General features: G+C 55.8%; 20 protein-coding genes and 2 tRNA genes. 9 read left to right on the forward strand and 13 right to left on the reverse strand.

The window, feature by feature from the left end; genetic code table 11:
• Positions 1 to 5 precede the first annotated feature (5 nt).
• From oppA to C3F38_RS15975, 3 genes are all read right to left on the reverse strand, one after another.
• Positions 6 to 1643, reverse strand: coding sequence for an oligopeptide ABC transporter substrate-binding protein OppA (gene oppA / locus C3F38_RS15965; protein WP_038877252.1), 1638 nt, complete (start codon positions 1641 to 1643; stop codon positions 6 to 8).
• Between the two features lie 148 nt (positions 1644 to 1791).
• Complete coding sequence (locus C3F38_RS15970; protein WP_047730555.1) at positions 1792 to 3429, reverse strand: ABC transporter substrate-binding protein; 1638 nt, start codon at positions 3427 to 3429, stop codon at positions 1792 to 1794.
• A gap of 696 nt (positions 3430 to 4125) precedes the next feature.
• Positions 4126 to 4770: a YchE family NAAT transporter gene (locus C3F38_RS15975; protein ID WP_015378089.1), complete on the reverse strand. Its 645-nt coding sequence runs from the start codon at positions 4768 to 4770 to the stop codon at positions 4126 to 4128.
• A gap of 531 nt (positions 4771 to 5301) precedes the next feature.
• Here C3F38_RS15975 and adhE point away from each other — a divergent pair.
• Complete coding sequence (adhE, locus tag C3F38_RS15980; RefSeq protein ID WP_038877249.1) at positions 5302 to 7974, forward strand: bifunctional acetaldehyde-CoA/alcohol dehydrogenase; 2673 nt, start codon at positions 5302 to 5304, stop codon at positions 7972 to 7974.
• 118 nt (positions 7975 to 8092) lie between these two features.
• Here adhE and C3F38_RS15985 read toward each other — a convergent pair whose 3' ends face one another.
• Positions 8093 to 8677, reverse strand: a complete 585-nt coding sequence (locus C3F38_RS15985; RefSeq protein ID WP_038877247.1) for a thymidine kinase — start codon at positions 8675 to 8677, stop codon at positions 8093 to 8095.
• Positions 8678 to 9379: 702 nt separating this feature from the next.
• Between C3F38_RS15985 and hns the strand changes: the two genes are divergently transcribed.
• A complete protein-coding gene (gene hns / locus C3F38_RS15990; protein ID WP_004932170.1) occupies positions 9380 to 9787 on the forward strand; it encodes a histone-like nucleoid-structuring protein H-NS in 408 nt (135 codons plus the stop codon).
• A 180-nt stretch (positions 9788 to 9967) separates the two neighbouring features.
• Here hns and C3F38_RS15995 read toward each other — a convergent pair whose 3' ends face one another.
• The 5 genes from C3F38_RS15995 to rssA form a co-directional block, all read right to left on the reverse strand.
• A complete protein-coding gene (locus C3F38_RS15995; RefSeq protein WP_038877245.1) occupies positions 9968 to 10978 on the reverse strand; it encodes an NAD-dependent epimerase in 1011 nt (336 codons plus the stop codon).
• A 9-nt stretch (positions 10979 to 10987) separates the two neighbouring features.
• Positions 10988 to 12331 (reverse strand): UDP-glucose/GDP-mannose dehydrogenase family protein, encoded by a 1344-nt coding sequence (locus tag C3F38_RS16000; RefSeq protein WP_038877243.1) that lies wholly within the window; start codon positions 12329 to 12331, stop codon positions 10988 to 10990.
• A gap of 43 nt (positions 12332 to 12374) precedes the next feature.
• Positions 12375 to 13292, reverse strand: coding sequence for a UTP--glucose-1-phosphate uridylyltransferase GalU (gene galU / locus C3F38_RS16005; RefSeq protein WP_055312650.1), 918 nt, complete (start codon positions 13290 to 13292; stop codon positions 12375 to 12377).
• 213 nt (positions 13293 to 13505) lie between these two features.
• The gene (rssB, locus tag C3F38_RS16010) at positions 13506 to 14519 is read right to left on the reverse strand and encodes a two-component system response regulator RssB (RefSeq protein ID WP_038877239.1); all 1014 of its coding nucleotides are present in this window, start codon (positions 14517 to 14519) and stop codon (positions 13506 to 13508) included.
• A 103-nt stretch (positions 14520 to 14622) separates the two neighbouring features.
• The gene (gene rssA / locus C3F38_RS16015; protein WP_047730554.1) at positions 14623 to 15525 is read right to left on the reverse strand and encodes a patatin-like phospholipase RssA; all 903 of its coding nucleotides are present in this window, start codon (positions 15523 to 15525) and stop codon (positions 14623 to 14625) included.
• Positions 15526 to 15643: 118 nt separating this feature from the next.
• Between rssA and C3F38_RS16020 the strand changes: the two genes are divergently transcribed.
• The 7 genes from C3F38_RS16020 (at position 15644) to C3F38_RS16055 (ending at position 19705) form a co-directional block, all read left to right on the forward strand.
• Positions 15644 to 16108: a YchJ family protein gene (locus C3F38_RS16020; RefSeq protein ID WP_055316727.1), complete on the forward strand. Its 465-nt coding sequence runs from the start codon at positions 15644 to 15646 to the stop codon at positions 16106 to 16108.
• 68 nt (positions 16109 to 16176) lie between these two features.
• Positions 16177 to 17025 carry a formyltetrahydrofolate deformylase gene (purU, locus tag C3F38_RS16025; RefSeq protein WP_047730553.1) on the forward strand — a complete coding sequence of 283 codons (849 nt, stop codon included), beginning with the start codon at positions 16177 to 16179 and terminating at the stop codon, positions 17023 to 17025.
• Between the two features lie 175 nt (positions 17026 to 17200).
• Positions 17201 to 17285: transfer RNA gene (locus C3F38_RS16030), tRNA-Tyr, on the forward strand.
• 213 nt (positions 17286 to 17498) lie between these two features.
• Positions 17499 to 17583: transfer RNA gene (locus C3F38_RS16040), tRNA-Tyr, on the forward strand.
• Between the two features lie 195 nt (positions 17584 to 17778).
• Positions 17779 to 18351, forward strand: coding sequence for a TIGR00730 family Rossman fold protein (locus C3F38_RS16045; RefSeq protein WP_033647601.1), 573 nt, complete (start codon positions 17779 to 17781; stop codon positions 18349 to 18351).
• Between the two features lie 101 nt (positions 18352 to 18452).
• Positions 18453 to 19259 carry an exodeoxyribonuclease III gene (gene xthA / locus C3F38_RS16050; RefSeq protein ID WP_038877231.1) on the forward strand — a complete coding sequence of 269 codons (807 nt, stop codon included), beginning with the start codon at positions 18453 to 18455 and terminating at the stop codon, positions 19257 to 19259.
• A gap of 44 nt (positions 19260 to 19303) precedes the next feature.
• A complete protein-coding gene (locus C3F38_RS16055; RefSeq protein ID WP_038877229.1) occupies positions 19304 to 19705 on the forward strand; it encodes a pyrimidine (deoxy)nucleoside triphosphate diphosphatase in 402 nt (133 codons plus the stop codon).
• 21 nt (positions 19706 to 19726) lie between these two features.
• On the opposite strand, the gene C3F38_RS16060 is transcribed toward C3F38_RS16055, so the two are convergent.
• The 4 genes from C3F38_RS16060 to selD are packed head-to-tail and all read right to left on the reverse strand — an operon-like array spanning position 19727 to position 24106.
• Positions 19727 to 20023 (reverse strand): YnjH family protein, encoded by a 297-nt coding sequence (locus C3F38_RS16060; RefSeq protein WP_038877227.1) that lies wholly within the window; start codon positions 20021 to 20023, stop codon positions 19727 to 19729.
• Positions 20020 to 21945 (reverse strand): DNA topoisomerase III, encoded by a 1926-nt coding sequence (locus C3F38_RS16065; RefSeq protein WP_055316729.1) that lies wholly within the window; start codon positions 21943 to 21945, stop codon positions 20020 to 20022. Before C3F38_RS16065 ends, C3F38_RS16060 begins: the two co-directional genes overlap by 4 nt.
• Entirely contained in the window at positions 21945 to 23063 is a 1119-nt protein-coding gene (gene mnmH / locus C3F38_RS16070) for a tRNA 2-selenouridine(34) synthase MnmH (RefSeq protein WP_080347984.1), read from the reverse strand. Before mnmH ends, C3F38_RS16065 begins: the two co-directional genes overlap by 1 nt.
• Positions 23063 to 24106: a selenide, water dikinase SelD gene (gene selD, locus C3F38_RS16075; RefSeq protein WP_038877223.1), complete on the reverse strand. Its 1044-nt coding sequence runs from the start codon at positions 24104 to 24106 to the stop codon at positions 23063 to 23065. The genes mnmH and selD overlap by 1 nt, the downstream gene beginning before the upstream one ends.
• Between the last annotated feature and the right edge of the window lie 145 nt (positions 24107 to 24251).

The following is a 24251-nucleotide window of genomic DNA, read 5'->3' on the forward strand; positions in this document are numbered from 1 at the left end:
CCGTATCAATGCTTGATGATGTACAGGTTTTTGTCGTACACGTTATCAAGCGGGTCTTTGCCGGTGTAACCCCCGACGTAAGGTTTCACCAAACGGGCGTTCACATAGTAATACAGCGGAACGATGGCGGAATCTTTATCCAGCTGAACTTCCGCTTTCTGATACAGCTCGGCGCGCTCGTCTTTGGTCTTCGCGGTCAACACGTTGGCCATCAGCTTGTCGAACTCGGCGCTCTTGTAGTGCGGGGTGTTACTGCTGCTGTCGGACAGCATCATGTTCAAGAACGAGCTCGGCTCGTTGTAGTCGGCACACCAACCGGCGCGCGCCACGTCATAGGTGCCCTGATGACGGGTATCCAGGAAGGTTTTCCACTCCTGGTTCACCAGCTTCACGTCCACGCCCAGGTTTTTCTTCCAGATGGAGGCGGCGGCGATCGCCAGCTTCTTGTGCAGATCGGAGGTGTTGTACAACAGGGAGAAGGTCAGCGGTTTGCCCGGGCCGTAGCCGGCGTCGGCCAGCAGTTTCTTCGCCACTTCGTTGCGTTTTTCCTGCGTCCAGCCGAACCACTCCGGTGCGGTCAGCTTGGCACCGTCGGTGTATGGTGGCGTAAAGCTGTAGGCCGGCAGGTCGCCCTGGTTTTTCACCTTGTTGACGATGATGTCGCGGTCCATGCCCAGCTTCAGCGCTTCACGCACGCGCGCATCGGTGAACGGTGCCTTCTGGTTGTTGATTTCGTAGTAATAGGTGCACAGGTAAGGATCGACATGCACCTCTTTCGGGATCTCTTTCTTCAGCTTCTGGAACAGTTCGATCGGCATGTTGTTGTAGGTCATGTCGATTTCACCGGTGCGGTAGCGGTTAACGTCGGTCACTTCCGACGAAATAGGCAGGAACGTCACTTTATTGATGATGGTTTTGGCGTTATCCCAATATTCCGGGTTGCGTTCCAGTACGATGCGTTCGTTGACAATCCAGTCTTTCAGTTTGTAAGCGCCGTTGCTGACGTAGTTGGCCGGCAGCGTCCACTTCTCGCCAAACTTCTCTACCGCGTCTTTGTAAACCGGCTTCATGGCGTAGTGCGGGGTCATTTCAACCAGATAAGGCACCGGCTCGCTCAGGGTCACCTGGAAGGTGTGGTCGTCGATGGCCTTCACGCCCAGCGTCGACTTGTCTTTTTTACCGGCGATGATGTCATCAACGTTTTCCACATGGGCGTACTGCAGGTAGCTGGCGTAAGGCGATGCGGTTTTCGGATCCACCACGCGCTGCCAGCTGTAGACGAAATCTTGCGCCGTCACCGGCTTGCCATTGGACCATTTTGCGTCTTTACGCAGGTGGAAGGTCCAGACTTTGAAATCCTTGTTATCCCAGCTTTCCGCGACGCCCGGCACGATGGAACCGTTCGGGCTGTTGTTCGCCAGGCCTTCCATCAGGTCGCGCGTGACGTTGTTTTCCGGCACGCCCTCGATCTTGTGCGGATCCAGCGACTGCACTTCGGAACCGTTGTTTTTGACGATTTCTTGCTTGTCGGCCAGCTGCACGCCCGCCGGGACGTCAGCGGCGAAAGCGCTGGTGGTTGCTGTGATACCCAGCGCGGCGATGACGCCGGCGGCAATGAGCGTTTTCTTCGTGATGTTGGTCATACTTATCGACTCCAGTTTTTTATTATCACAGGCTCTTCGTGGAACCTGCGTTGCCCGTAAGCGGACTCTGTTTTCCCGCCGCCGCGGAACGAATGCGGCGGCCGGCCTTCCCTATATTCCCCAGCGCCTCGGCGTGAGGAATATCCCTTTACTGCTTGATAATGTAAAGATTTTTAACGTCGGTATAGTCCAGCGGATCTTTGCCGGTGAACCCACCCACCGTCGGCTTGATCAAACGCGCGCTGACGCGGTAATAAACGGGGACCAACGCGGAGTCTTTGTCCAGCTGCGCTTCCGCCTGCTGATAGAGCGCGGCGCGCGCGGCCTCATCCGGCGCCTTCAGCGTGGCGGCCATGATGGCGTCGAACGCCGGGCTCTTGTAGAACACGGTATTGATGCTGCTGTTGGACAGGACCAGGTTCAGGAACGCGCTGGGTTCGTTGTAATCCCCGCACCAGGTGGCACGCGCCACGTCGTATTGCCCCTGATGGCGACTCTCCAGCGAAGTTTTCCATTCCTGGTTGCGCAGCGTGACCTCGGCGCCCAGATTCTTTTTCCACATCGACGCGGCAGCGATCGCCTGCTGTTTGTTTTGATCGGAGGTGTTGTACAGCAGCGAGAACTTCAGCGGCTTGGCGTCGCTGTAGCCCGCTTCCACCAGCAGTTTCCTGGCTTCGGCGTTGCGTTGCTCCTGACTCCAGCCGGCCCACGCAGGCTGAGTGAAGCTGGCGCCTTCCGTGAAGGTTGGCGTGAAGCTGTAGGCCGGGATTTGCCCCTGGCCCATGATCTTGTTGGCGATAATGTCGCGATCCAGCGTCATCTTCACCGCCGTACGCACGCGCGGATCGGTGAACGGCGCCCGCTTGTTATTGAGCTCGTAATAGAAGGTGCACAGATAAGGGTTAACGTGCAGCTGCTCGGGCATTTCGCGTTTCATCTTGACGTACAGGTACGGCGGAATGGCGCTGTTGGTGATGTCGATCTCGCCGCTGCGGAAGCGGTTGACGTCGCTGACTTCCGAGGTAATCGGCAGGAAGGTCGCCTGATTGATCACCGTTTGCTTGTTGTTCCAGTAGCTTGGGCTGCGCTCCAGCACAATGCGCTCGTTCACCACCCACGCTTTCAGGCGGTAAGCGCCGTTGCCGACATAGTTGGCGGGCAGCGTCCATTTATCGCCGAATTTCTCCACCACCGTACGTTTCACCGGTTTGAGCGACGTGTGGCTCAGCATGCTGATGAAATACGGCACCGGTTCGCTCAGGGTCACCTGCAGCGTCTGGTCGTCCAGCGCCTTAACGCCGAGGGTCTGCGGGCTCTTCTTGCCGGTCAGGATGTCGTCGATATTCTCGACTTTGGTGTATTGCAGGTAGCTGGCATAGGGCGAAGCGATTTTCGGATCGGCCAGACGCTGCCAGCTGTAGACGAAGTCTTGCGCGGTCACCGGGCTGCCGTCGCTCCACACCGCGCCGGGGCGCAGGTGGAAGGTCCACTGCTGATAATTCTGGTTTTCCCAGCTTGTCGCCGCCGCCGGCACCACATGCCCGTTGGCATCGGTGCTCACCAGCCCTTCCAGCAGGTTAAGAATGATATTGCTTTCCGGTACGCCCTCGACCTTATGCGGATCCAATGAAGCCACTTCGCTACCGTTGTTGATCACAATATTCTGCTGCTGCGCCAATTGGACGCCGGCCGGAACCTCTGCCGCCAAACTGCTATTTACGGCGCCGGCGCCCAGCGCGCCGCTAATCAACAAGGTCAAAGAAGTACGCTTCAGGGTTTGCTGCATAATCGAGGCTCCTTTTCACCGACAAGCATCGCTTATCGAAGTTTGTGAAGTGTTTATAAGAATTCTAAATAAACGGATACCAGCAAAAATCATTCCCGTTTTTGTGGCGCATTTCAGTTAATTGACCACGGGAAAGTTGCTCGGAAATTAGCAGAAGCCAAATTCCATAGCCAATAAATTTTACGAAAATGTTAAGCAATTCTCTTTTATCGCACGAAGCCCAATCCGGCCTCCAGGATAGAAGGCAGGAAAAATCGAGATCATCAGTATGATTTTAAAGACAAAAAAACCAAATTCATTTCAATCGAAACCATCAGCACGATCTCATCGCCGCAAAAAGAAACATTCAGTTAACAATCCAACCATTCAAAGAACAAACACCTGCCTATGTGCGGTTAATCACTAATAACACCTGGATGAAAGTGAGACAAGCCCCACAGAATGATGTGACTAATTTAACAACAGCGTGACCGTTTAGCGGGGGCGAAATGGGCAGAAATGGGGGAGGAAAAGTGATTGAAATAACGCTTAGCGTTTTTTTTGAGCAACAACATGAGATTTATGCAACATAAGAGTGCAACCGCATAAATTTTATTCATCCTGTGCACTATAATAATGCGAGCCAATAAATAATTTAAACTTTAAAATTAATTTTAGCCGCGCTAACGCGAAAGGTGCGCGGCTAAACAAGGTGTATTACAACAGGCCGGGGAATATCGCCTTAATGCCGGTAACGATAAACTCGATGCCGAGCGCCATCAGCAGCAGCCCCATGATACGGGTGATCACGTTGATGCCGGTCTGCCCCAGCAAACGCACCAACAGCGGCGCGGCACGGAACAACAGCCAGCAGCAAAAGGCGAACAAGGCGATAGCGACCGTAAAACCGAGCAGGCTTTGCCAGTTGTGATAACGGGAGCTCCACACGATAGTGGAACTGATCGCCCCGGGCCCCGCCATCAGCGGCAGCGCTAACGGCACCACGCCGATGCTTTCGCGGATCGCGCTCTCCGACTTCTCCTGTTTGTTCTGTTTGTCTTCCCCCAGCTTGCCGCTGATCATCGACATGGCGATGGTCACCACCAGAATACCGCCGGCGATGCGGAACGAATCGATAGAGATGCCGAACATCCGCAGGATCCCTTCCCCCAGGAACAGCGAGGTCCACAGAATGATGGCGACCGACAGGTTGGCGGTCAGGTTGGTTTTATTGCGCCCCGCTTCCGCCTGGTAACTGGTCATGCTGATGAACACCGGCAAAATGCCCACCGGGTTGACCAGTGCAAACAGACCGACGAAGAACTTGATAAAGCCGGAAAGATCCAACAGAGATTGGCCCACAGATGGCTCCGCGTTAAGTACTATAAAAAGGTGTGCTGCCTATGCGCGCTAATGTAATGGAATTGCCGCGGGTAATCCATCCGGCCAGAGCAGCATTTTTGACTGTCAGCAAGTTATGCAGCGAAACAAATGTCCTTTGTTAAAGTGATGTATGGCCTTTTGATTTTTTATGTTGAAAAAAGAGTCATTGCTCACAGTTATCAAGAATGATTCCCAATACCAGCAAGCTGAAAGGTGTCAGCTTGCAGTTTTCATGATTTAGATCACAAATCAACTACCCAACAGTGAGTAAGCTCTTAGTCGTAGGCAGGGAGTAGAACAAAGTGGGTGGCCACATCGCCGATTCCGTTCTCCTCACGGTCTGCCCCTCCGGCTAGCGTAGGGTAAAGCTCTTTAAGCAAATCAGCAGCATGCGAAGAAATAACGTGGGAAAGCCCCGGTATTCTCATCACCGTTTATTCCCGTTATGGCTATACTAGTGGCTCGCACGGCTTATTTACTGAAAGAGTTTAACATTATCAGGAGAGCATTATGGCTGTAACGAATGTCGCTGAACTGAACGAGCTTGTCGCACGTGTCAAAAAAGCCCAGCGCGAATATGCCAACTTCACTCAAGAGCAAGTGGATAAAATCTTCCGCGCTGCCGCCCTCGCCGCTGCTGATGCCCGTATCCCGTTGGCCAAAATGGCCGTGGAAGAATCCGGAATGGGTATCGTCGAAGACAAAGTGATCAAAAACCACTTCGCTTCCGAGTACATCTACAACGCCTATAAAGACGAAAAAACCTGTGGCATCCTGTCTGAAGATGACACCTTCGGTACCATCACCATCGCCGAACCTATCGGCTTGATTTGCGGTATCGTTCCTACCACCAACCCAACTTCTACCGCGATCTTCAAAGCGCTGATCAGCCTGAAAACCCGTAACGGCATCATCTTCTCGCCGCACCCGCGTGCGAAGAATGCCACCAATAAAGCCGCCGATATCGTGCTGCAAGCCGCTATCGCCGCCGGCGCGCCAAAAGACATCATCGGTTGGATCGACCAACCGACCGTCGAGCTGTCCAACCAGCTGATGCACCACCCGGACATCAACCTGATCCTGGCCACCGGTGGCCCGGGCATGGTGAAGGCAGCCTACAGCTCCGGCAAGCCTGCCATCGGCGTCGGCGCCGGTAATACCCCGGTCGTGGTAGACGAAACCGCAGACATCAAGCGCGTGGTCGCCTCTATCCTGATGTCCAAAACCTTCGACAGCGGCGTTATCTGCGCTTCCGAACAGTCGGTTATCGTCGTCGACTCTATTTATGATGCGGTACGCGAACGCTTCGCTTCCCACGGCGGCTATCTGCTGCAGGGTAAAGAACTGAAAGCGGTTCAGGACATCATCCTGAAAAACGGCGGTCTGAACGCGGCCATCGTGGGGCAATCCGCACCGAAAATCGCCGAGATGGCAGGCATCAAAGTGCCGGCCAACACCAAAGTGCTGATCGGCGAAGTGAAGCTGGTCGACGAGTCCGAGCCTTTCGCCCATGAAAAACTGTCGCCTACCCTGGCGATGTACCGGGCCAAAGACTTCGAAGACGCCGTCGCCAAAGCTGAAAAACTGGTCGCCATGGGCGGTATCGGCCACACCTCCTGCCTGTACACCGACCAGGATAACCAAACGGCTCGCATCGCCTACTTCGGCGATAAAATGAAAACGGCTCGTATCCTGATCAACACCCCGGCTTCTCAGGGCGGTATCGGCGACCTGTATAACTTCAAACTCGCGCCTTCGCTGACGCTGGGTTGCGGCTCCTGGGGTGGTAACTCCATCTCTGAGAACGTCGGACCTAAACACCTGATCAACAAGAAAACTGTAGCGAAGCGAGCAGAAAACATGTTGTGGCATAAACTTCCGAAATCGATCTACTTCCGCCGGGGCTCGCTGCCTATCGCGCTGGAAGAAGTGGCGACCGACGGGGCAAAACGCGCCTTCATCGTGACCGACCGCTTCCTGTTCAACAACGGCTATGCCGACCAGATCACCAAAGTTCTGAAGTCTCACGGCATCGAAACCGAAGTGTTCTTCGAAGTGGAAGCCGATCCGACGCTGAGCATCGTGCGCAAAGGCGCAGAGCAGATGAACTCCTTCAAACCGGACGTCATCATCGCGCTGGGCGGCGGTTCGCCGATGGACGCCGCGAAAATCATGTGGGTGCTGTACGAACACCCTGAAACCCACTTCGAGGATCTGGCGCTGCGCTTCATGGACATCCGTAAGCGTATCTACAAGTTCCCGAAAATGGGCGTGAAAGCGAAAATGATCGCCATCACTACCACGTCAGGCACCGGTTCGGAAGTCACGCCGTTTGCCGTCGTAACCGACGACACCACCGGACAGAAATACCCGTTGGCCGACTATGCGCTGACCCCGGACATGGCAATTGTCGATGCCAACCTGGTGATGAACATGCCGAAATCCCTGTGCGCCTTCGGCGGTCTGGATGCGGTCACCCACGCGCTGGAAGCCTACGTTTCAGTGCTGGCGAACGAATACTCCGACGGCCAGGCGTTGCAAGCGCTGAAACTGTTGAAAGAGTATCTGCCGGCCAGCTATAAAGAAGGCGCGAAAAATCCGGTTGCCCGTGAACGCGTGCACAACGCCGCCACCATCGCCGGTATCGCCTTCGCCAACGCCTTCCTCGGGGTCTGTCACTCCATGGCGCACAAGCTGGGTTCGGAGTTCCACATTCCGCACGGCCTGGCCAACGCGATGCTGATTTCCAACGTCATTCGCTACAACGCGAACGACAACCCGACCAAGCAGACGGCCTTCAGCCAGTACGACCGCCCTCAGGCGCGCCGCCGCTACGCTGAAATCGCCGACCACCTCGGCCTGAGCGCACCGGGCGACCGCACTGCGCAGAAGATTGAGAAACTGCTGGCCTGGCTGGACGAGCTGAAAACCGAGTTGGGCATCCCAACCTCCATCCGTGAGGCGGGTGTGCAGGAAGCGGACTTCCTGGCGAAAGTCGACAAGCTGTCGGAAGACGCATTCGACGACCAATGTACCGGCGCCAACCCACGCTATCCGCTGATTGCCGAGCTGAAGCAAATCATGCTGGATACCTTCTACGGCCGCGAATTCAGCGAAGCGGTAGAAGAGGAAGCGGCCGCTCCGGCTGCCGCCAAAACCGCGGTAAAGAAGCCCAAGAAATAACGGTTCCGTGAACCGATAAAAAAACCCGCCAACGGCGGGTTTTTTATTGCGCCTGAGGCGCTGCATTTCGACTCACGCCGCCAAAACGCTTCAGCGGGCTCTGACGGCGTTTTCACTCCTAATCCAGGGAGTGAATCGCCTCTTTATAATGCTTGCGGCAGACGGAGACATAGCTCTCGTTACCGCCTATCACCACCTGTTCGCCGGCATGCATCGCTTTGCCATTCTCGTCCAGTCGCAGCACCATATTGGCTTTGCGCCCGCAGTGACAGATGGTTTTCAATTCCACCAGCTTATCGGCCCAGGCCAGCAAATATTGGCTACCGGTAAACAACTCACCGAGAAAATCGGTGCGCAGGCCGTAACACAATACGGGAATGTCCAGTTGGTCCACCACATCGCACAATTGCTCAACCTGCGCTTTGGTCAGGAACTGGCTTTCATCGAGCAGCACACAATGCACCTGCTGCTGCTGATGCTCTTGCTGAATCATGGCGAAGAGCATTGAGTCGTTGTTATAGAGCTGGGCCTGCGAAGATAACCCGATGCGCGAGCTGACTTTGCCTACACCATAGCGGTGATCGATCTCCGCGGTGAACACCAGCGTGCGCATACCACGCTCTTGATAGTTATATGAAGACTGTAGCAGCGCGGTAGACTTGCCGGCATTCATCGCAGAGTAATAAAAATAAAGTTGAGCCATGGCCCCGCCACTCCGATGGTATAAGAAATATTCAAATGTTGATTAGGACGGTGAGTGTACCATAACCCGCCCCCCGGCTCAGCCCAAAGCGAACGAATATTGCGTTCGCCGTAATAATGCGCTTTCAAGCGAAACATATCGTTCTGTCGGCATGTTCTTTTTACAGCTATTTACAGGATAATGTATGCCTGTCATCACTATTAATTCTTGCTAATGGTTAGCCCCGGGCATTTGCCCATTAATGCATAGCTGCCCTTTCCCCTCCGCAGGCGCCGTAGCTGCGGCGGAACGCCTGTCTATTATACGTGAGGCCAATAACGGGCATTTAATCGCCTTCGCCGATGCCCCGACGTTACCTGACGCAATCTTTACCTATATACCCCTATTGTTTACAATGTCTGCCTTGCCATGGCGTGATTAAGCCCACAGAACCCATTGTAATATTGATATAAATTACGGCGATAACTTATCGATGAAAGCCTTGCGACACGCGCCCTTTAAAGCCTGTCTGCTGAAATTTTGACTTAAGCTCGATGAAGGTAATAGTTAACAGACCTTCCTATTATTTGTCGGACTGATCCGATTAACGGTTTCTTTAAAGGTAAATTTGAGTATTCAAGTCAATTTGGCTATTGCAGAAAAGAAAAGAGCACTCTATTATTATCGAGACGCCCCCCACCAATATAATTTGAGACTAGGACAATGAGCGAAGCATTAAAGATTTTGAACAACATCCGCACCCTGCGCGCCCAGGCAAGAGAATGCACTCTGGAAACGCTGGAAGAAATGCTCGAGAAACTGGAAGTTGTTGTGAACGAACGTCGCGAAGAAGACAGCCAGGCTCAAGCAGAAATCGAAGAACGCACTCGTAAGCTGCAGCAATACCGCGAAATGCTGATTGCTGACGGTATCGACCCGAATGAACTGCTGCAAACCATGGCTGCCAACAAGGCTGCCGGTAAAGCAAAACGTGCAGCACGTCCTGCTAAATACCAATATAAAGACGAAAACGGCGAGCTGAAAACCTGGACCGGCCAAGGCCGTACTCCTGCGGTGATTAAGAAAGCTATCGAAGAGCAAGGTAAATCTCTGGACGATTTCCTGCTGTAATAGCGATTCAGTCCGTATCAGAAAGGCTCCCTGCGGGGGGCCTTTTCATTTTAAAGCTTATCGTTCTGTACCCCCCTATCCTTTTAGTAAATATCCTAATTCGCTTTTCCTTCGATCATGAAATTTCAGTGAAAAAAAAGGGCCCCTAAGGCCCCCTTTATCGCATTTACCCACGTTCAATTATTGAACCTGGTAGAATGCCTTATACCAGTCAACGAAGCGCTTCACGCCCTCTTCAACGCTGGTTTCCGGTTTAAAACCAATGTCACGATAAAGCTCTTCCGTATCTGCGCTGGTATCCATCACGTCGCCAGGCTGCATCGGCAGCATATTCTTACGGGCGGTCACCCCCAATGCCTGCTCCAACGCACGGATATATTCCATCAGTTTAACAGGCGTGTTATTGCCGATATTATAAACATGATACGGTGCGGAACTGGTCGCCGGCGATCCCTGTTCAACGGTCCATGACGGATCCGCCTGCGGAATAACCGCCTGCAGCCGTACAATCGCCTCAGCGATATCATCAATGTAAGTAAAGTCACGGTGCATTTCACCGTGGTTATATACATCGATGCTCTCCCCCGCCAATATGGCCTTGGTGAATTTGAACAGCGCCATATCCGGACGCCCCCAAGGGCCATATACGGTAAAGAATCGCAGCCCCGTCGTCGGGAGACCGTATAAATGGGAGTAGCTGTGTGCCATCAGCTCATTGGCCTTTTTCGTTGCCGCATACAATGACACCGGATGATCAACCGAATCTTCGGTCGCAAACGGCAGCTTGCGATTCAGGCCATATACTGAACTGGAAGAGGCGTAGAGCAAATGCTCGACTTTATTATGACGGCAGCCTTCCAGAACGTTTAAATGGCCGATCAGGTTAGCATCCGCATAAGCCAACGGATTGACCAGCGAATAACGTACGCCGGCTTGAGCCCCCAAATGAATGACTCGTTGGAACTGATGCTCGGCGAACAGTGCCGCCATCCCTTCACGATCGGCCAAATCCAGCTTGATAAAGCGGAATCCCGGCTTATCCGCCAGTCTGTCCAGACGGGCCGTTTTCAGGCCCACGTCATAATAGTCGTTCAGGTTATCAATGCCGACAACCTGATGACCGGCGGTCAACAAACGCTCTGCAACGTGATAGCCAATAAATCCTGCGGCGCCTGTAACCAGGAATTTCATGCCCACTCCTTAAATAACCGGTTTAATCGAGGCGCCGCGGCCAATCGCGTAGTAGGTAAAGCCGCGATTCTCCAAACGCTCCGGATCGTACAGGTTACGTCCATCGAAGATCACCGGCTGTTTCAGTTCACTTTTGATCACGTCGAAGTCCGGTGCGCGGAAATTCTGCCATTCGGTGCAGATCACCAGAGCATCGGCGCCGTGCAGCGCAGCCTCTTTGGTACCCATCAGCTTTAAGTCGTCACGCTGGCCATAGATGCGTTGGACTTCGTTCATCGCTTCCGGATCGTAGGCTTGAACGGTGGCGCCGGCAGCCCATAGCTGTTCCATCAGCACGCGGCTGGACGCTTCACGCATGTCATCGGTATTCGGCTTGAACGCCAGGCCCCACAGCGCGAAGGTTTTGCCCTTCAGATCGCTGCCGAAGTAGTCTTTGATAAAGCTGTTCAGCTTGTCTTTCTGTTGGTAGTTGACCTGCTCAACCGCCTGCAGCAGCTTCGGTTGGTAACCGATCTGCTCCGCCGTGCGGATCAACGCCTGGACATCTTTCGGGAAGCAAGAACCACCGTAGCCGCAGCCAGGGTAGATGAAGTGATAACCGATGCGTGAGTCGGAACCGATGCCCTGACGCACTTTCTCAATGTCCGCCCCCAGCATTTCCGCCAGGTTGGACATTTCGTTCATAAAGCTGATCTTGGTCGCCAGCATGCAGTTAGCGGCATACTTGGTCAGCTCTGCGCTACGGATATCCATCATGATCATACGATCGTGATTGCGGTTAAACGGCTCGTACAGTTCGCGAATAGGTTCGATCACATCTTTATTATCGGTACCGATAACGATGCGCTCAGGGCGCATACAGTCTGCTACCGCCGCACCTTCCTTCAGGAATTCCGGGTTAGACACCACGTCGAACGGCACACTGCTGCCGCGTTTCGCCAGCGTTTCCGCCATCACCTGACGCACTTTGTCCGCCGTGCCGACCGGAACGGTGGACTTGTCGATCACCACTTTACGATCGGTCATGTGCTCGGCGATGGTGCGCGCAACCGCAGTGACATATTTCAGGTCAGCGGAACCGTCTTCATCCGGCGGCGTACCGACGGCGATGAACTGGATATTCCCGTGCGCCACGCCCGCTTTGGCATCGGTAGTGAAATGCAGACGGCCGGCCTCATAGTTTTGCTGCACCAGCGGCGTCAGGCCCGGTTCAAAAATCGGGATATTTCCTTTTTTCAGGTTTTCGACTTTTCGCTCATCGACGTCAATGCACATAACGTCATGGCCAACTTCAGCCAGCACGGCGGCCTGCACCAGACCCACATAACCAATACCAAAAACTGTTACTTTCATGTGAAAATCCTAGTTTTTCAAATTAAGACGAAAGATCACTCAATTATTTCTTGTCAGCGGCAACAACCTGTTGCAGCCACTGAGAAAATTCTTTACCGAGGCTGGCATGGCGCATGCCGTATTCCACAAATGCCTGCATGTAACCCAGTTTATTGCCACAATCATGGCTCACGCCTTTCAGGTGATACGCTTCCACCGTTTCCTGCTGCATCAACATTTCGATGCTGTCAGTCAGCTGAATTTCGTCGCCGGCGCCTGGAGGCGTTTTCGCCAACAGCGGCCAAATATCGGCGGACAGCACGTAACGACCGACAATCGCCAGGTTGGAAGGCGCTTTATCCGGCGACGGCTTCTCGACCACGCTGACCATCGGCGCGCTTTCACCAGGTTGCAGATCGACGCCCTTGCAGTCGGCTACGCCGTAGTTTCCGACATCCTTGTGCGGCACGGGTTCAACCATGATCTGGCTGACGCCGGTGGCTTCGAAGCGCTGCAGCATGTCGTGCAGGTTGTCTTTTTTCGGATCGGCGCTATATTCGTCGAGGATCACGTCCGGCAACACCACGGCGACCGGCTCATCGCCCACCATCGGGTAGGCGCACATGATAGCGTGTCCCAGGCCTTTAGCATTCCCCTGGCGGACTTGCATCACGGTAACGCCTTTCGGGCAGATCGACTGTACTTCATCCAGCAATTGGCGCTTGACGCGTTTTTCCAGCATCGCTTCCAGTTCGAAACTGGTATCAAAGTGGTTTTCGATCGAGTTTTTGGAGGAGTGAGTGACCAGCACAATCTCGTTAATCCCTGCCGCAATGCACTCATTGACGACGTATTGGATCAGCGGTTTATCAACCAGCGGCAGCATTTCTTTTGGAATGGCTTTGGTGGCCGGTAACATCCGCGTACCCAAGCCTGCAACCGGGATCACGGCTTTTCTGACTTTGCGATTTACAGCAGGCATTATTTCCTCTCTTAAAGCTAAAGCGCTCATTTTATGAGCTTGGGCTCGATATAAAAAAACCTTCGGAGTATACCAGCTTATGCGTGCCGAGCATTAGCCAGAACACAAATAGAAAACATTTAGGACTATTACCCGTTCTGATAATCGGGAGAATAAATAAACGGTTTAATTGCCGATAAGTGAATAGCTTAAGATCTCGCCGCTCGGGGCCCGTTATTCAGCGCTCAGCATCAGCCGCAATCGGCCCCCGCTGCCCCACACCTGACATTGCCAGGCGGTGCAACGTTGACTGATCTGGTTCATGTAGGTCGCCCCCAGCGTCCCCAGCGGTACGCCGTTGCTCAGCTGAATTTGATTATCCCCGGTATTGACGTTGGCATGCAGCCCGGCGGAGACCAGAATCAGGTTCTTATTTTCGGCGTGATAATATCCCAGCAACAGTGGGAATTGGCCATCTAATTTCCCCTGCCGCAATAATTGATTAACCTGCTTTAACAATGCTGACATTTGCGGCAGACGATGTTGTTGATTAGCCAGATGGTCTTGCAGCAACCCATTAAATAATGCGCGCAACAGCAATGCCGCCAATACGCCATTATCGCCGGCGCGCGTGACGTCCAGGCAGTAGAATGCCAGGTCTTTTTCTGACAACGCGGCAATATCCAGCACCAGGCCGGGATTTTCGCCCGTGGTTAACTGCCGATAGTTGATCCGGCAATGTGCAATGGTCTGCTGTACCGGCGGTTGCAGTTGTTTAAGCAGTTTGACGGCTTCTGAAGGGTTTTTGCTCAGCGCATCCCAATCCTGAAACAGCTCAACTTCTTCAATCGCCTGAGAGGTGAACATATTGGGGTATAAACACGCCAGCACCGCTTCACGCAGGCGATTGAGATCGGTCAGGGGCTTCAGCAGGACATCCTGTACGCCCAAGCGCAACACCTTGGCAATGTCGGCCATCTTGTCGGTGGCCGAGATCACCAGCACCGGGATCTGCCCCCCCTGCAAACGCAGGTGCTCAACGAATTCGATACCGCCCATTTCCGGCATCGCGAGATCGCACAGAATCAGATCGGGCTTGAAGTCATCGACGGCACTCAGCGCCTGCAAACCGTTGGTCGCCTCGCCGGTTTCAGCGCCCAGCGAGGTCAAATAACCGACCAGCACGGAACGAAAAACCTGTTCGTCCTCAACGATCAAGATGCGTTTGTGAGTGAGTGGTAATGCCATCAGCCGAGCCTCGTCCCTTTCCATAGTGTAATAGTGGCTCAAAAAGGTCACTTATGCTCGTCTGAATCAGACCGACCGCGCATTGCCAACCGAGAACCGAGAATTATCTATTTTTTATCAACGGCAACAACCGATCCAGTTGTTTTTCCACCGCCAGTAACCCTGCCTCGATTGCTTCATCGGCGCGGTGGAAATCCAGCGTCGAGATTTGCGGGCAGAAAGGTTGGATCAACACGTCCGGCGGATCGCTCGCCATCCGGTTACGCTTCAGGCGATTTTCCAGCATCTGAATCGAGGTGCCCATAATCTCCATCGCCGTCGGCGCCGTCGTCGGTTTACGCTGTCGCATTCTGCCGACGCGTTCTCTCAGACGCCCGCGCCAGGTATCAGCAGGCGCATCGTCCGAACTCTCGTCCTCAATGCGTACCGAGAACAAATCCTGCTGCATCAGGTGCGCGTCATGCTGCAGATCGACCGCGATGACGATATCGGCCCCCAGCGCCCGGCAAAGGGACACCGGCACCGGATTGACCACCGCGCCATCCACCAGCCAATAGCCGTCGGCCCACACCGGCGCCAACAGGCCAGGCATGCTGCAGGAAGCGCGCACCGCCTGATGAATATCGCCTTCGGTCAGCCACAGTTCGCGGCCGGTGCTGAGATTGGTCGTCACGGCGCCGAACTTCAGCGCGCATTCGGCAATATCGTTGATCTTCAACAGCTGTCCGACGGCGTTAAACACGCGATCGCCGCGTAACAAGCCACCACGCTGCCAGGAAAAGTCCATCAGACGAATCACGTCCCAATAGCTGAACGACCGCACCCACTGCTCCATCGCCGGCAGGCGATGGCTGGCGAACGCCGCGCCCACTAACGCACCGACAGAGCAGCCGGCAACGATATCGACCTCAATTCCCAGTTTCTTTAACGCATTGATCACGCCGATGTGCGCCCAGCCTTTAGCCGAGCCAGCTCCCAGCGCCAGTCCGATCTTGATTTGCCGCATAGCGCCATCCTCTCGGTAACAGGGGGTATCTGCTTTCAGGGTAGATTGTCACTGACGAATATTGTTAGGTAACATATGCGCTAAATTCATTTTCTGCCTCGTCTTCTCAGGAGTTATTTTGCCCGAATCATGCCCATGCGGCAGCGGACTGGCGTATAACGCGTGCTGTGCCCCTTTTATCAGCGGCAACCAACCGGCGCCGACGCCCGGCCAGCTGATGCGTTCACGCTTCACCGCCTACGTGAATCATAACGTCGATTATCTGATCGCTACCTGGCACCCCGACTGCGGTGCCGAGGCCTGGCGCAATGCGATCGTCGACAGCTTTAAAAATACCGAATGGCTGGGCCTGACGATCGTGGAAGAGAAAGCCGGTCATGAGCCGGACGCAGGCTTCGTCGAATTCATCGCACGTTTTACCGACGGCGAAAGCGGCGAACCGCAGGCGATGCATGAGCGCTCGCGCTTCCTTCGTCGCGATCAACGTTGGTATTATATCGACGGCACCAAACCCCAGCCCGGCAGAAATGCGATTTGTCCCTGTGGCTCAGGGAAAAAATACAAGAAGTGCTGCGGGCGCTAGCCGGCCGGCGCTTCACGTTTACGCCTGCGCAGACAGGCCGTTCAGTATCAGACAGGATCCTCAAACCCATGCCACACCAAAATGTTCAACGGAAAGTGTTACGCACCATCTGCCCGGACGCCAAAGGGCTGATCGCCAAGATCACCAACATCTGTTACAAGCACGAACTCAATATCGTTCAGAATAATGAGTTCGTCGATCACCGCACCGGGCGTTTCTTCATGCGTACCGAGCTGGAAGGCATTTTCAACGACAACACGCTGCTGGCCGATCTGGACAGCGCGCTGCCGGAAGGTTCGCTGCGCGAGCTGCACAGCACCGGACGCCGCCGCATCGTGGTGCTGGTCACCAAAGAGGCCCACTGCCTGGGCGATCTGTTGATGAAAAGCGCCTATGGCGGCCTCGACGTTGAAATCGCCGCCGTGATCGGCAACCACGACACGCTGCAATCGCTCGTGGAACGTTTCGATATTCCTTTCCATCTGGTGAGCCACGAAGGCTTGACGCGTGAACAGCACGACCGAGAAATGACGGCCCAGATCGATCAATATCAGCCGGATTACGTGGTGCTGGCCAAATATATGCGCGTGCTGACCCCGGCCTTCGTGCAGCATTATCCGAATCAGGTGATCAACATTCACCATTCGTTCCTGCCGGCGTTTATCGGCGCGCGCCCTTACCACCAGGCCTATGAGCGCGGGGTAAAAATCATCGGCGCCACCGCCCACTATGTTAACGACAATCTCGACGAAGGCCCGATCATCATGCAGGACGTGATCCACGTCGATCACACCTATTCCGCCGAGGATATGATGCGCGCCGGGCGCGACGTAGAGAAAAATGTGCTCAGCCGCGCGCTGTATCAGGTGCTGGCACAGCGCGTCTTCGTCTATGGCAACCGCACCGTTATTCTGTAATCGCTCAATAAATCGGTGCATTTCGTTCAGGGATGCACCGTCAAGAATAAAAAAACGGCAAACGATTCATTTTCTGCATTTCAATGCTTTACACATCCGCTTCATTTGATATGATGCGCCCCGCTTACCGAGACAGCGCTCTCGCAAGCAAGGCCAGTTAAATAGCCATGTATATGGTGGGGTTCCCGAGCGGCCAAAGGGAGCAGACTGTAAATCTGCCGTCACTGACTTCGAAGGTTCGAATCCTTCCCCCACCACCATCTTTTCGTTGCTGATACGCATTGGATTAAAGCGAATCAGAAAGGGAAGGATAACGTGCTTTAGCGCGGCCCGAAGGGTGAGGAACGAAGTGACGAATAATCCTTCCCCCACCACCATCTTTTCTCCGCCAGGAGCGAAGGGGCAGTAAAGAAGCCGGCCAGGTTTCTTCCGGATAAAACCGGAACAACAATTAGTAAATCCATGAATATCATGGTGGGGTTCCCGAGCGGCCAAAGGGAGCAGACTGTAAATCTGCCGTCACAGACTTCGAAGGTTCGAATCCTTCCCCCACCACCATTTCTTTATAGAAAATCCCAAACAAACTTAAAGCACATCGCACCCAATGCTCTCGTATCAATAAAACTCAATTTATCTCCCCTTATTCCCCGCTTTCACCTCGATGTTTTATTTCCTCACTCCCAGCCGTAACTTGAACTCCGGCCGACAATTCGCTATACCACTGGCTTCTTTAGTGCAGTAAGGAACAGGTGGATGCGAAACAATATTTGCGTTTTTTGTGGCGCCAGCGAAGGCGTCAATCCCGCTTATGCCGAGCAGGCTCGTCAACTGGGACAGCTGCTGGCCGCACAGGGGCGCCGTTTAATCTATGGCGGCGGCAAGAAAGGATTGATGGGGATCGTGGCAGATGCCGTGTTGGCGGCGGGCGGTGAAGCTGTCGGCATTATCCCCGAGCGCCTGGTTGAAGCGGAAACCGCGCATCGCGGCCTGACCGAACTGGAAGTGGTGCCTGATATGCATACGCGCAAAGCCCGTATGGCCGCGCTGGCGGACGGTTTTATCGCCCTGCCCGGCGGCATCGGCACGCTGGAAGAGCTGTTTGAAATCTGGACCTGGGGGCAAATCGGCTATCACAACAAGCCGGTCGGCCTGCTGAACGTTAACGGCTTCTACCGCCCGCTGAGCCAATTCCTCGAACACGTCGCCGATCAGGGCTTTATGCGCCACGACTATCTCGGCACCCTGCACATCAGTGAATCGGCGCAAACGCTGCTGCAACAGTTTGACGATTATCAACCCAAAAATTACGACCGCTGGGCGAAATAAACCCGCTGCGCAGCCAGCGGTCCTGCCGCTGTCTGCGTTACATTTCCCGCCAAACTCTGCTACTATCACAGCACATTTTTCTCGTGAAAACGGCACCGCTCATGAAGTTTGTCTCTTTTAATATCAATGGACTGCGCGCGCGTCCGCATCAGCTGGCGGCAATTATCGAACAGCACCAGCCCGACGTGATCGGCCTGCAAGAAACGAAAGTTCACGACGACATGTTCCCGCTGGAAGAAGTCAGCCAGCACGGGTATCACGTGTTCTATCACGGGCAAAAAGGCCATTACGGCGTAGCGCTGCTGACCAAAGCGGAGCCTCTGGCCGTGCGCCGCGGTTTCCCGACCGATGAAGAAGATGCGCAGCGTCGCATCATCATGGCCGATCTGGCGACGCCGCAGGGCACACTGACGGTGATCAACGGCTACTTCCCGCAAGGTGAAAGCCGCGACCACCCGATCAAATTCCCGGCTAAAACACGCTTTTATCAGGATTTGCAAAACTACCTGGAGCAGCAGCTGTCGGCGGAGTCCCCGGTGTTGATCATGGGTGACATGAACATCAGCCCGAGCGATTATGACATTGGCATCGGCGAAGACAGCCGTAAACGCTGGCTGCGCACCGGGAAGTGTTCCTTCCTGCCGGAAGAGCGCGAATGGATGGACCGCCTGCTGAACTGGGGCCTGGTAGACACCTATCGCCACGCCAACCCGGGGCGCAACGACGAATTCTCGTGGTTCGACTACCGTTCCAAAGGGTTCGACGACAACCGCGGCCTGCGTATCGATCTGCTGCTGGCCAGCACCCCGCTGGCTTCGCGCTGCATCGCCACCGGCATCGATTACCAAACCCGCAGCATGGAAAAACCTTCCGACCATGCGCCGGTCTGGGCGGAATTTACGCTGTAACCCCATCACCCCGGCGCTCGCCGGGGTTTTACCCTGTGAAGCCAATGAAAATTATCGACGTGGTAGCCGCTATTCTGGAACAGAACGGTCAAATTTTACTGGCCCAGCGCGGCACAGGCAGCGATCAGGCCGGTCAGTGGGAGTTTCCCGGCGGCAAGGTTGAAACGGGCGAAAGCCAGCCAGAAGCGCTGGCGCGCGAGCTGGATGAAGAATTGGGGATTTGCGCCCGTATCGGCGACTATGTGGGTAGCAATCAGTGGCAGCAAGGCGAACGCATCATCCGCCTGCACGCCTGGCAAGTCACGGAGTTCTCCGGTGAACTGCAACAGCGCTGCCACTCGGCGTTGGTCTGGGTTACGCCGCAGCAGGCGCAGGAATACGCCCTGGCGCCCGCCGACGTTCCACTGCTGGCGGACTATATCGCCGCGCAAAGCGGTGCACGCTGAGCGCGGCGACAGGTTACATTGTCACTTCTTCAATCGCACCCAAATCAAAGGGTTGGTGCCGATGGTGTTAGGCTCACGCACGCACTGCAGCACTTCCCCTTCCACTTTAAGCACCGCGCCCTCGGAATAGTTTTGATTCTGGTAGACGCAACAGCGGTTGCAGGGCTGTGCCGGCGGTGGGTTGACGCCGCTTTTGGCCGTGCCCCAAATCTCCGGCGAAACCGGTAACACCACGTCCACATCGCCGCGATTGGCGACCGCCAGGCCGGAAAACATCAGGGCCGCGGCAGCCAATACCCTACTGAGTCCACGCTTCATTCACTCTTCTCCTGCGCCTTGCCGGCGCTTTTCCTGCGTTTTTTGCCTCCGCTGGAGGGCGGCGGCGGCAATCCACGAAACGCCATGCTCGCCCGGCTCTGCTTAGCCTGATAAATCAGCTCTTGCAGCGTGCCGACCAACGGCTGCATAAAGTCCTGATAGCGACAGGATTTCTCGCTGATTTGCGTCAGCGTGGCCTCCCAGTTGGCCGTCATATCAGGGCGCGCAGCAAGATCCGGCAGCGAGTGAATCAACGCGCGCCCGGTTTCGCTGGAGTGAATATAGCGTCCCTTCTTGTACAGAAACGCCCGCTTGAACAGCAATTCGATGATCCCCGCTCGCGTCGCTTCCGTTCCTAAACCATCGGTCGCCCGCAGGATTTTCTTTAACGCTTTATCTTGTACGAATCGCGCGATGCCGGTCATAGCCGACAGCAGGCTGGCGTCGGTAAACGGCCGCGGCGGCTGCGTCTGGCGCTCCACCACTTCACCGCGCTCGCACAGCAGCTCATCGTCCTTGGCCACCACCGGCAGCGGTGCACCTTCGTTTTCCTCGTCGCGCTCCTTGCTGCCCAGCAGCGTGCGCCAGCCGGCCTCCGCCAGAAAACGCGCCTTGGCGATGAATTTGCCGCCGGCGATATCCAGCTCGATCACGCATTTGCGGAACACCGCATCCGGACAAAACTGCATCAGATACTGACGCGCCACCAGCCCATACACGTTCCGTTCATCCTGCGTCAAATTGACCTTGCCGGCGCGGGCGGTGGGAATGATGGCATGGTGCGCATCGACCTTTTTATCGTCCCAGCAGCGGTTGCGGCGATCGCTGTCGATCACCGGCTGCGGATACAGCTCGGGTTGGTGCACGCTGATGGCGTTCAGCACCGCGTGGCGGCCGGCAAAATGTTCTTCCGGCAGATAGCGGCAGTCGGAACGCGGATAGGTGATCAATTTGTGGGTTTCGTACAGCCGCTGGCAAACGTCCAGCACCTGTTGCGCGCTGAGGTTGTAGCGCCGGGCCGCCTCGATTTGCAGCGTGGAAAGCGAGAACGGCAGCGGTGCGGTATCTGATTCCCGTTTATCATTATAGGCCGTGACCAGGGCCGGCTGGCCCTCGATGCGCTTGACCACGTGTTCCGCCAACGGCCGGTGCAGCAAACGCCCTTCTTCATCCTGATAAGGTTCGCAGGAGTCGCTGGGTTGCCACAGCGCCACAAAGCGTTCTTCTTTCGGTGTGACGATGTGCGCCTTGACCTCAAAGAAGTCTTTTGGCACGAAGTTTTCGATCTCTTCGTCGCGGCGCACCACCAATCCGAGCACCGGCGTCTGCACCCTGCCCACCGACAGCACGCCGTCGTAACCGGCGTTGCGGCCCAACAGCGTATAGGCGCGGGTCATATTGATGCCGTACAGCCAGTCGGCGCGCGAACGCGCCAGCGCGGACACGCACAGCGGGATAAAGTCCCGATTGTCACGCAGGCGCTCGACCGCACGCGCCACCGCCTGCGGGTTGAGATCGTTGATCAGACAGCGGCGCACGTTCTGGCGTTTCTCCGCCGTCAAATCCAGGTAGTCCAGCACCTCATCCACCAGCAGTTGCCCTTCGCGATCCGGGTCACCGGCGTGAACCACTTCATCGGCTTCGCGCAGCAGCTTTTTAATCGCGTTGAGCTGTTTGCTGACCGAAGGCCGCGGCTGCAAGCGCCATTTTTCGGGGATGATCGGCAGATCCGCCAACGACCAGCGCGCATAGCGGCTGTCATAGGCGTCAGGCTGAGCCTGCTCCAGCAGGTGGCCGACGCACCAGGTCACCACGTCGTTGTTGCCACAGGCGATATAGCCGTCGCCGCGGCGATGCGGCTTGGGCAAGACGTCGGCAATGGCGCGCGCCAAACTCGGTTTCTCGGCTATGAACAGTCGCATTAATCACCGTTTTTCTGGCTGAACGTCATCAAGAATTCTCTTACTTCTGCATAGTTCCCACGGAAGACGATCCGCTGGGCTTTCTTTTCCAACTGATAGCAATACATCGGATCGTAGTACTGCTGCAACAGAGGCGCCAACCATTCGCGGTGCGCGTCGCCCTGGCCGCTGAGGCGCTGAGCCCGCAGCGCTGCCTCCAACCGCTGCGTCAGCTGCTGGAAGCGCTCCAGGCCCAAACGGCGGCGGATGGCGAACAGGCCGTGATGCAAATAGTCGTCGTACTGCCGCCAGCCTTCTTCCACGCCATAGGCCTGTTCGAACTGTTCGCGCATACCGTCGATATATTCCGCCTGCAGGCGCGCCAGGCGAATGTCGAACGGATCGTCGATCACCGCCACCGGTGCCTGCTGCATGCCGTTGAACAACGGCAACGGCAGATTGTTGCTGCCGATGATCCGCCCTTCGTCTTCCAGCACCCAACGGCGGCTGCCACCATGCTGTTTTTTCAGCAATAACACAGCCAGACGATTCTCAAAATCTATCTGCGAGCTCTGTCCCGCCAGCGTTCGGCCAAAAGATGAACCGCGATGGCGCGCCGCGCCTTCCAGATCGACGCCGTCGGCCAGCTCGTTGACCAGCAGCGTCTTGCCGCTGCCGGTATTGCCACCCACCAGGGCCATCGGCAATGCCGCGCTTTGCGTCAGTACACCGAGCAGATAATTGCGCAGTGCCTTATAACCGCCAGTGATACGCGGATAATCCACGCCGGCCTCATGCAGCCATTGCTGCACCAGCTGCGAGCGCAGCCCGCCGCGGAAGCAGTAAATATAGCCTGCTGGCCGCTCTGCGCAGGCCGCCAGCCAGGCGGCGGTGCGCTGTTCGCGCAGTTTGCCGTTCACCAGGCGGTGGCCGAGCGCGAGCGCCGCTTGTTGCCCATGCTGCTTATAGCAGGTACCGACCGCCTGGCGTTCGCTGTCGATCATCAGCGGTAAATTCACCGCCTGGGCGAAGGCGCCCTGCTGAAACTCGATCGGCGCGCGCACGTCAATCAGCGGCACGTCCTGCAGGAAAATGCGTGGGTAATCGTCGCTGTCCGGCCTTTCTTGCATGTTGGACACTACACAACCTCGATCAGCGGCTGTCCGGTCTGTGCGGCATGCAATTCACCGATAGCGTTGAGCGAGATACCGTGCTGTTCGGCAATCGCCAGCACCTGCGCCTCCGACTCAGGCAATACCGCCAACAGCAAGCCGCCGGAGGTTTGCGGATCGCACAGCAGCTGGCGCTGCAAATCGCTCATCTCACCCACCAGATGGCCATAGCTGTCAAAGTTGCGCCCGGTGCCGCCCGGCACGCAGCCTTCGGCAATATACGCCTCGACGTCCGGCAGCTTCGGCACCCGATCGAACCAGACCGTCGCCTGCAGACCGGAGCCCTGGCACACCTCGCTCAGGTGACCCAGCAGGCCAAAGCCGGTGATATCGGTCATCGCCGTAACGCCCGCCACCTCGGCAAAGTCGGCGCCCGGCTTGTTCAGGCGGCACATCACTTCCGTCGCCAGGCCCTGATGCTCAGGGCGCAGCTTGCTTTGCTTCTCGGCGGTCGTCAGCACGCCGATGCCCAGCGGTTTGGTCAGATAGAGTTTCGCACCGGCCTGTGCGGCGCTGTTTTTCTTCACCCGCTCGGTATTGACCACGCCGGTCACCGCCAGGCCAAAAATAGGTTCCGGCGCATCGATGGAATGGCCACCGGCCAGCGCGATGCCCGCCTGCTGGCAGGCGAAACGCCCGCCGTCGATCACCTGCTGCGCCACCTCCGGCGGCAGTTTGGCGATCGGCCAGCCGAGAATGGCGATCGCCATGATCGGTTTGCCGCCCATGGCGTACACGTCGCTGATGGCGTTGGCGGCCGCAATGCGGCCGAAATCGAACGGATCGTCGACGATCGGCATGAAGAAGTCGGTGGTGCTGATGATGCCGACGCCGTTGCCGATGTCGTACACCGCCGCGTCGTCGCGGGTTTCATTGCCGACCAGCAGACGCGGATCGACAAACTTTTCCCGCTCGCTGTGCAAGATGGTTTCGAGAACTTTCGGTGAGATTTTGCAGCCGCAGCCAGCGCCATGGCTGTACTGGGTTAAACGGATCGCTGGCGATGTCATAGTCCACTCCCTTCTGTAACGGCACTCAAGATATCATAGGGTAGCGCTTGCCGAGGGGATTGATAAGAGCGGGCCGCCGATAAGCGAACGGCCTGCTCAGAAACCATGCGATTTTGCGGGGTTTAGCGCATTTTCGGCGCGCCCC

The sequence above is a fragment of the Serratia sp. SSNIH1 genome, from assembly GCF_002935055.1.
GTDB lineage: Bacteria > Pseudomonadota > Gammaproteobacteria > Enterobacterales > Enterobacteriaceae > Serratia > Serratia nevei.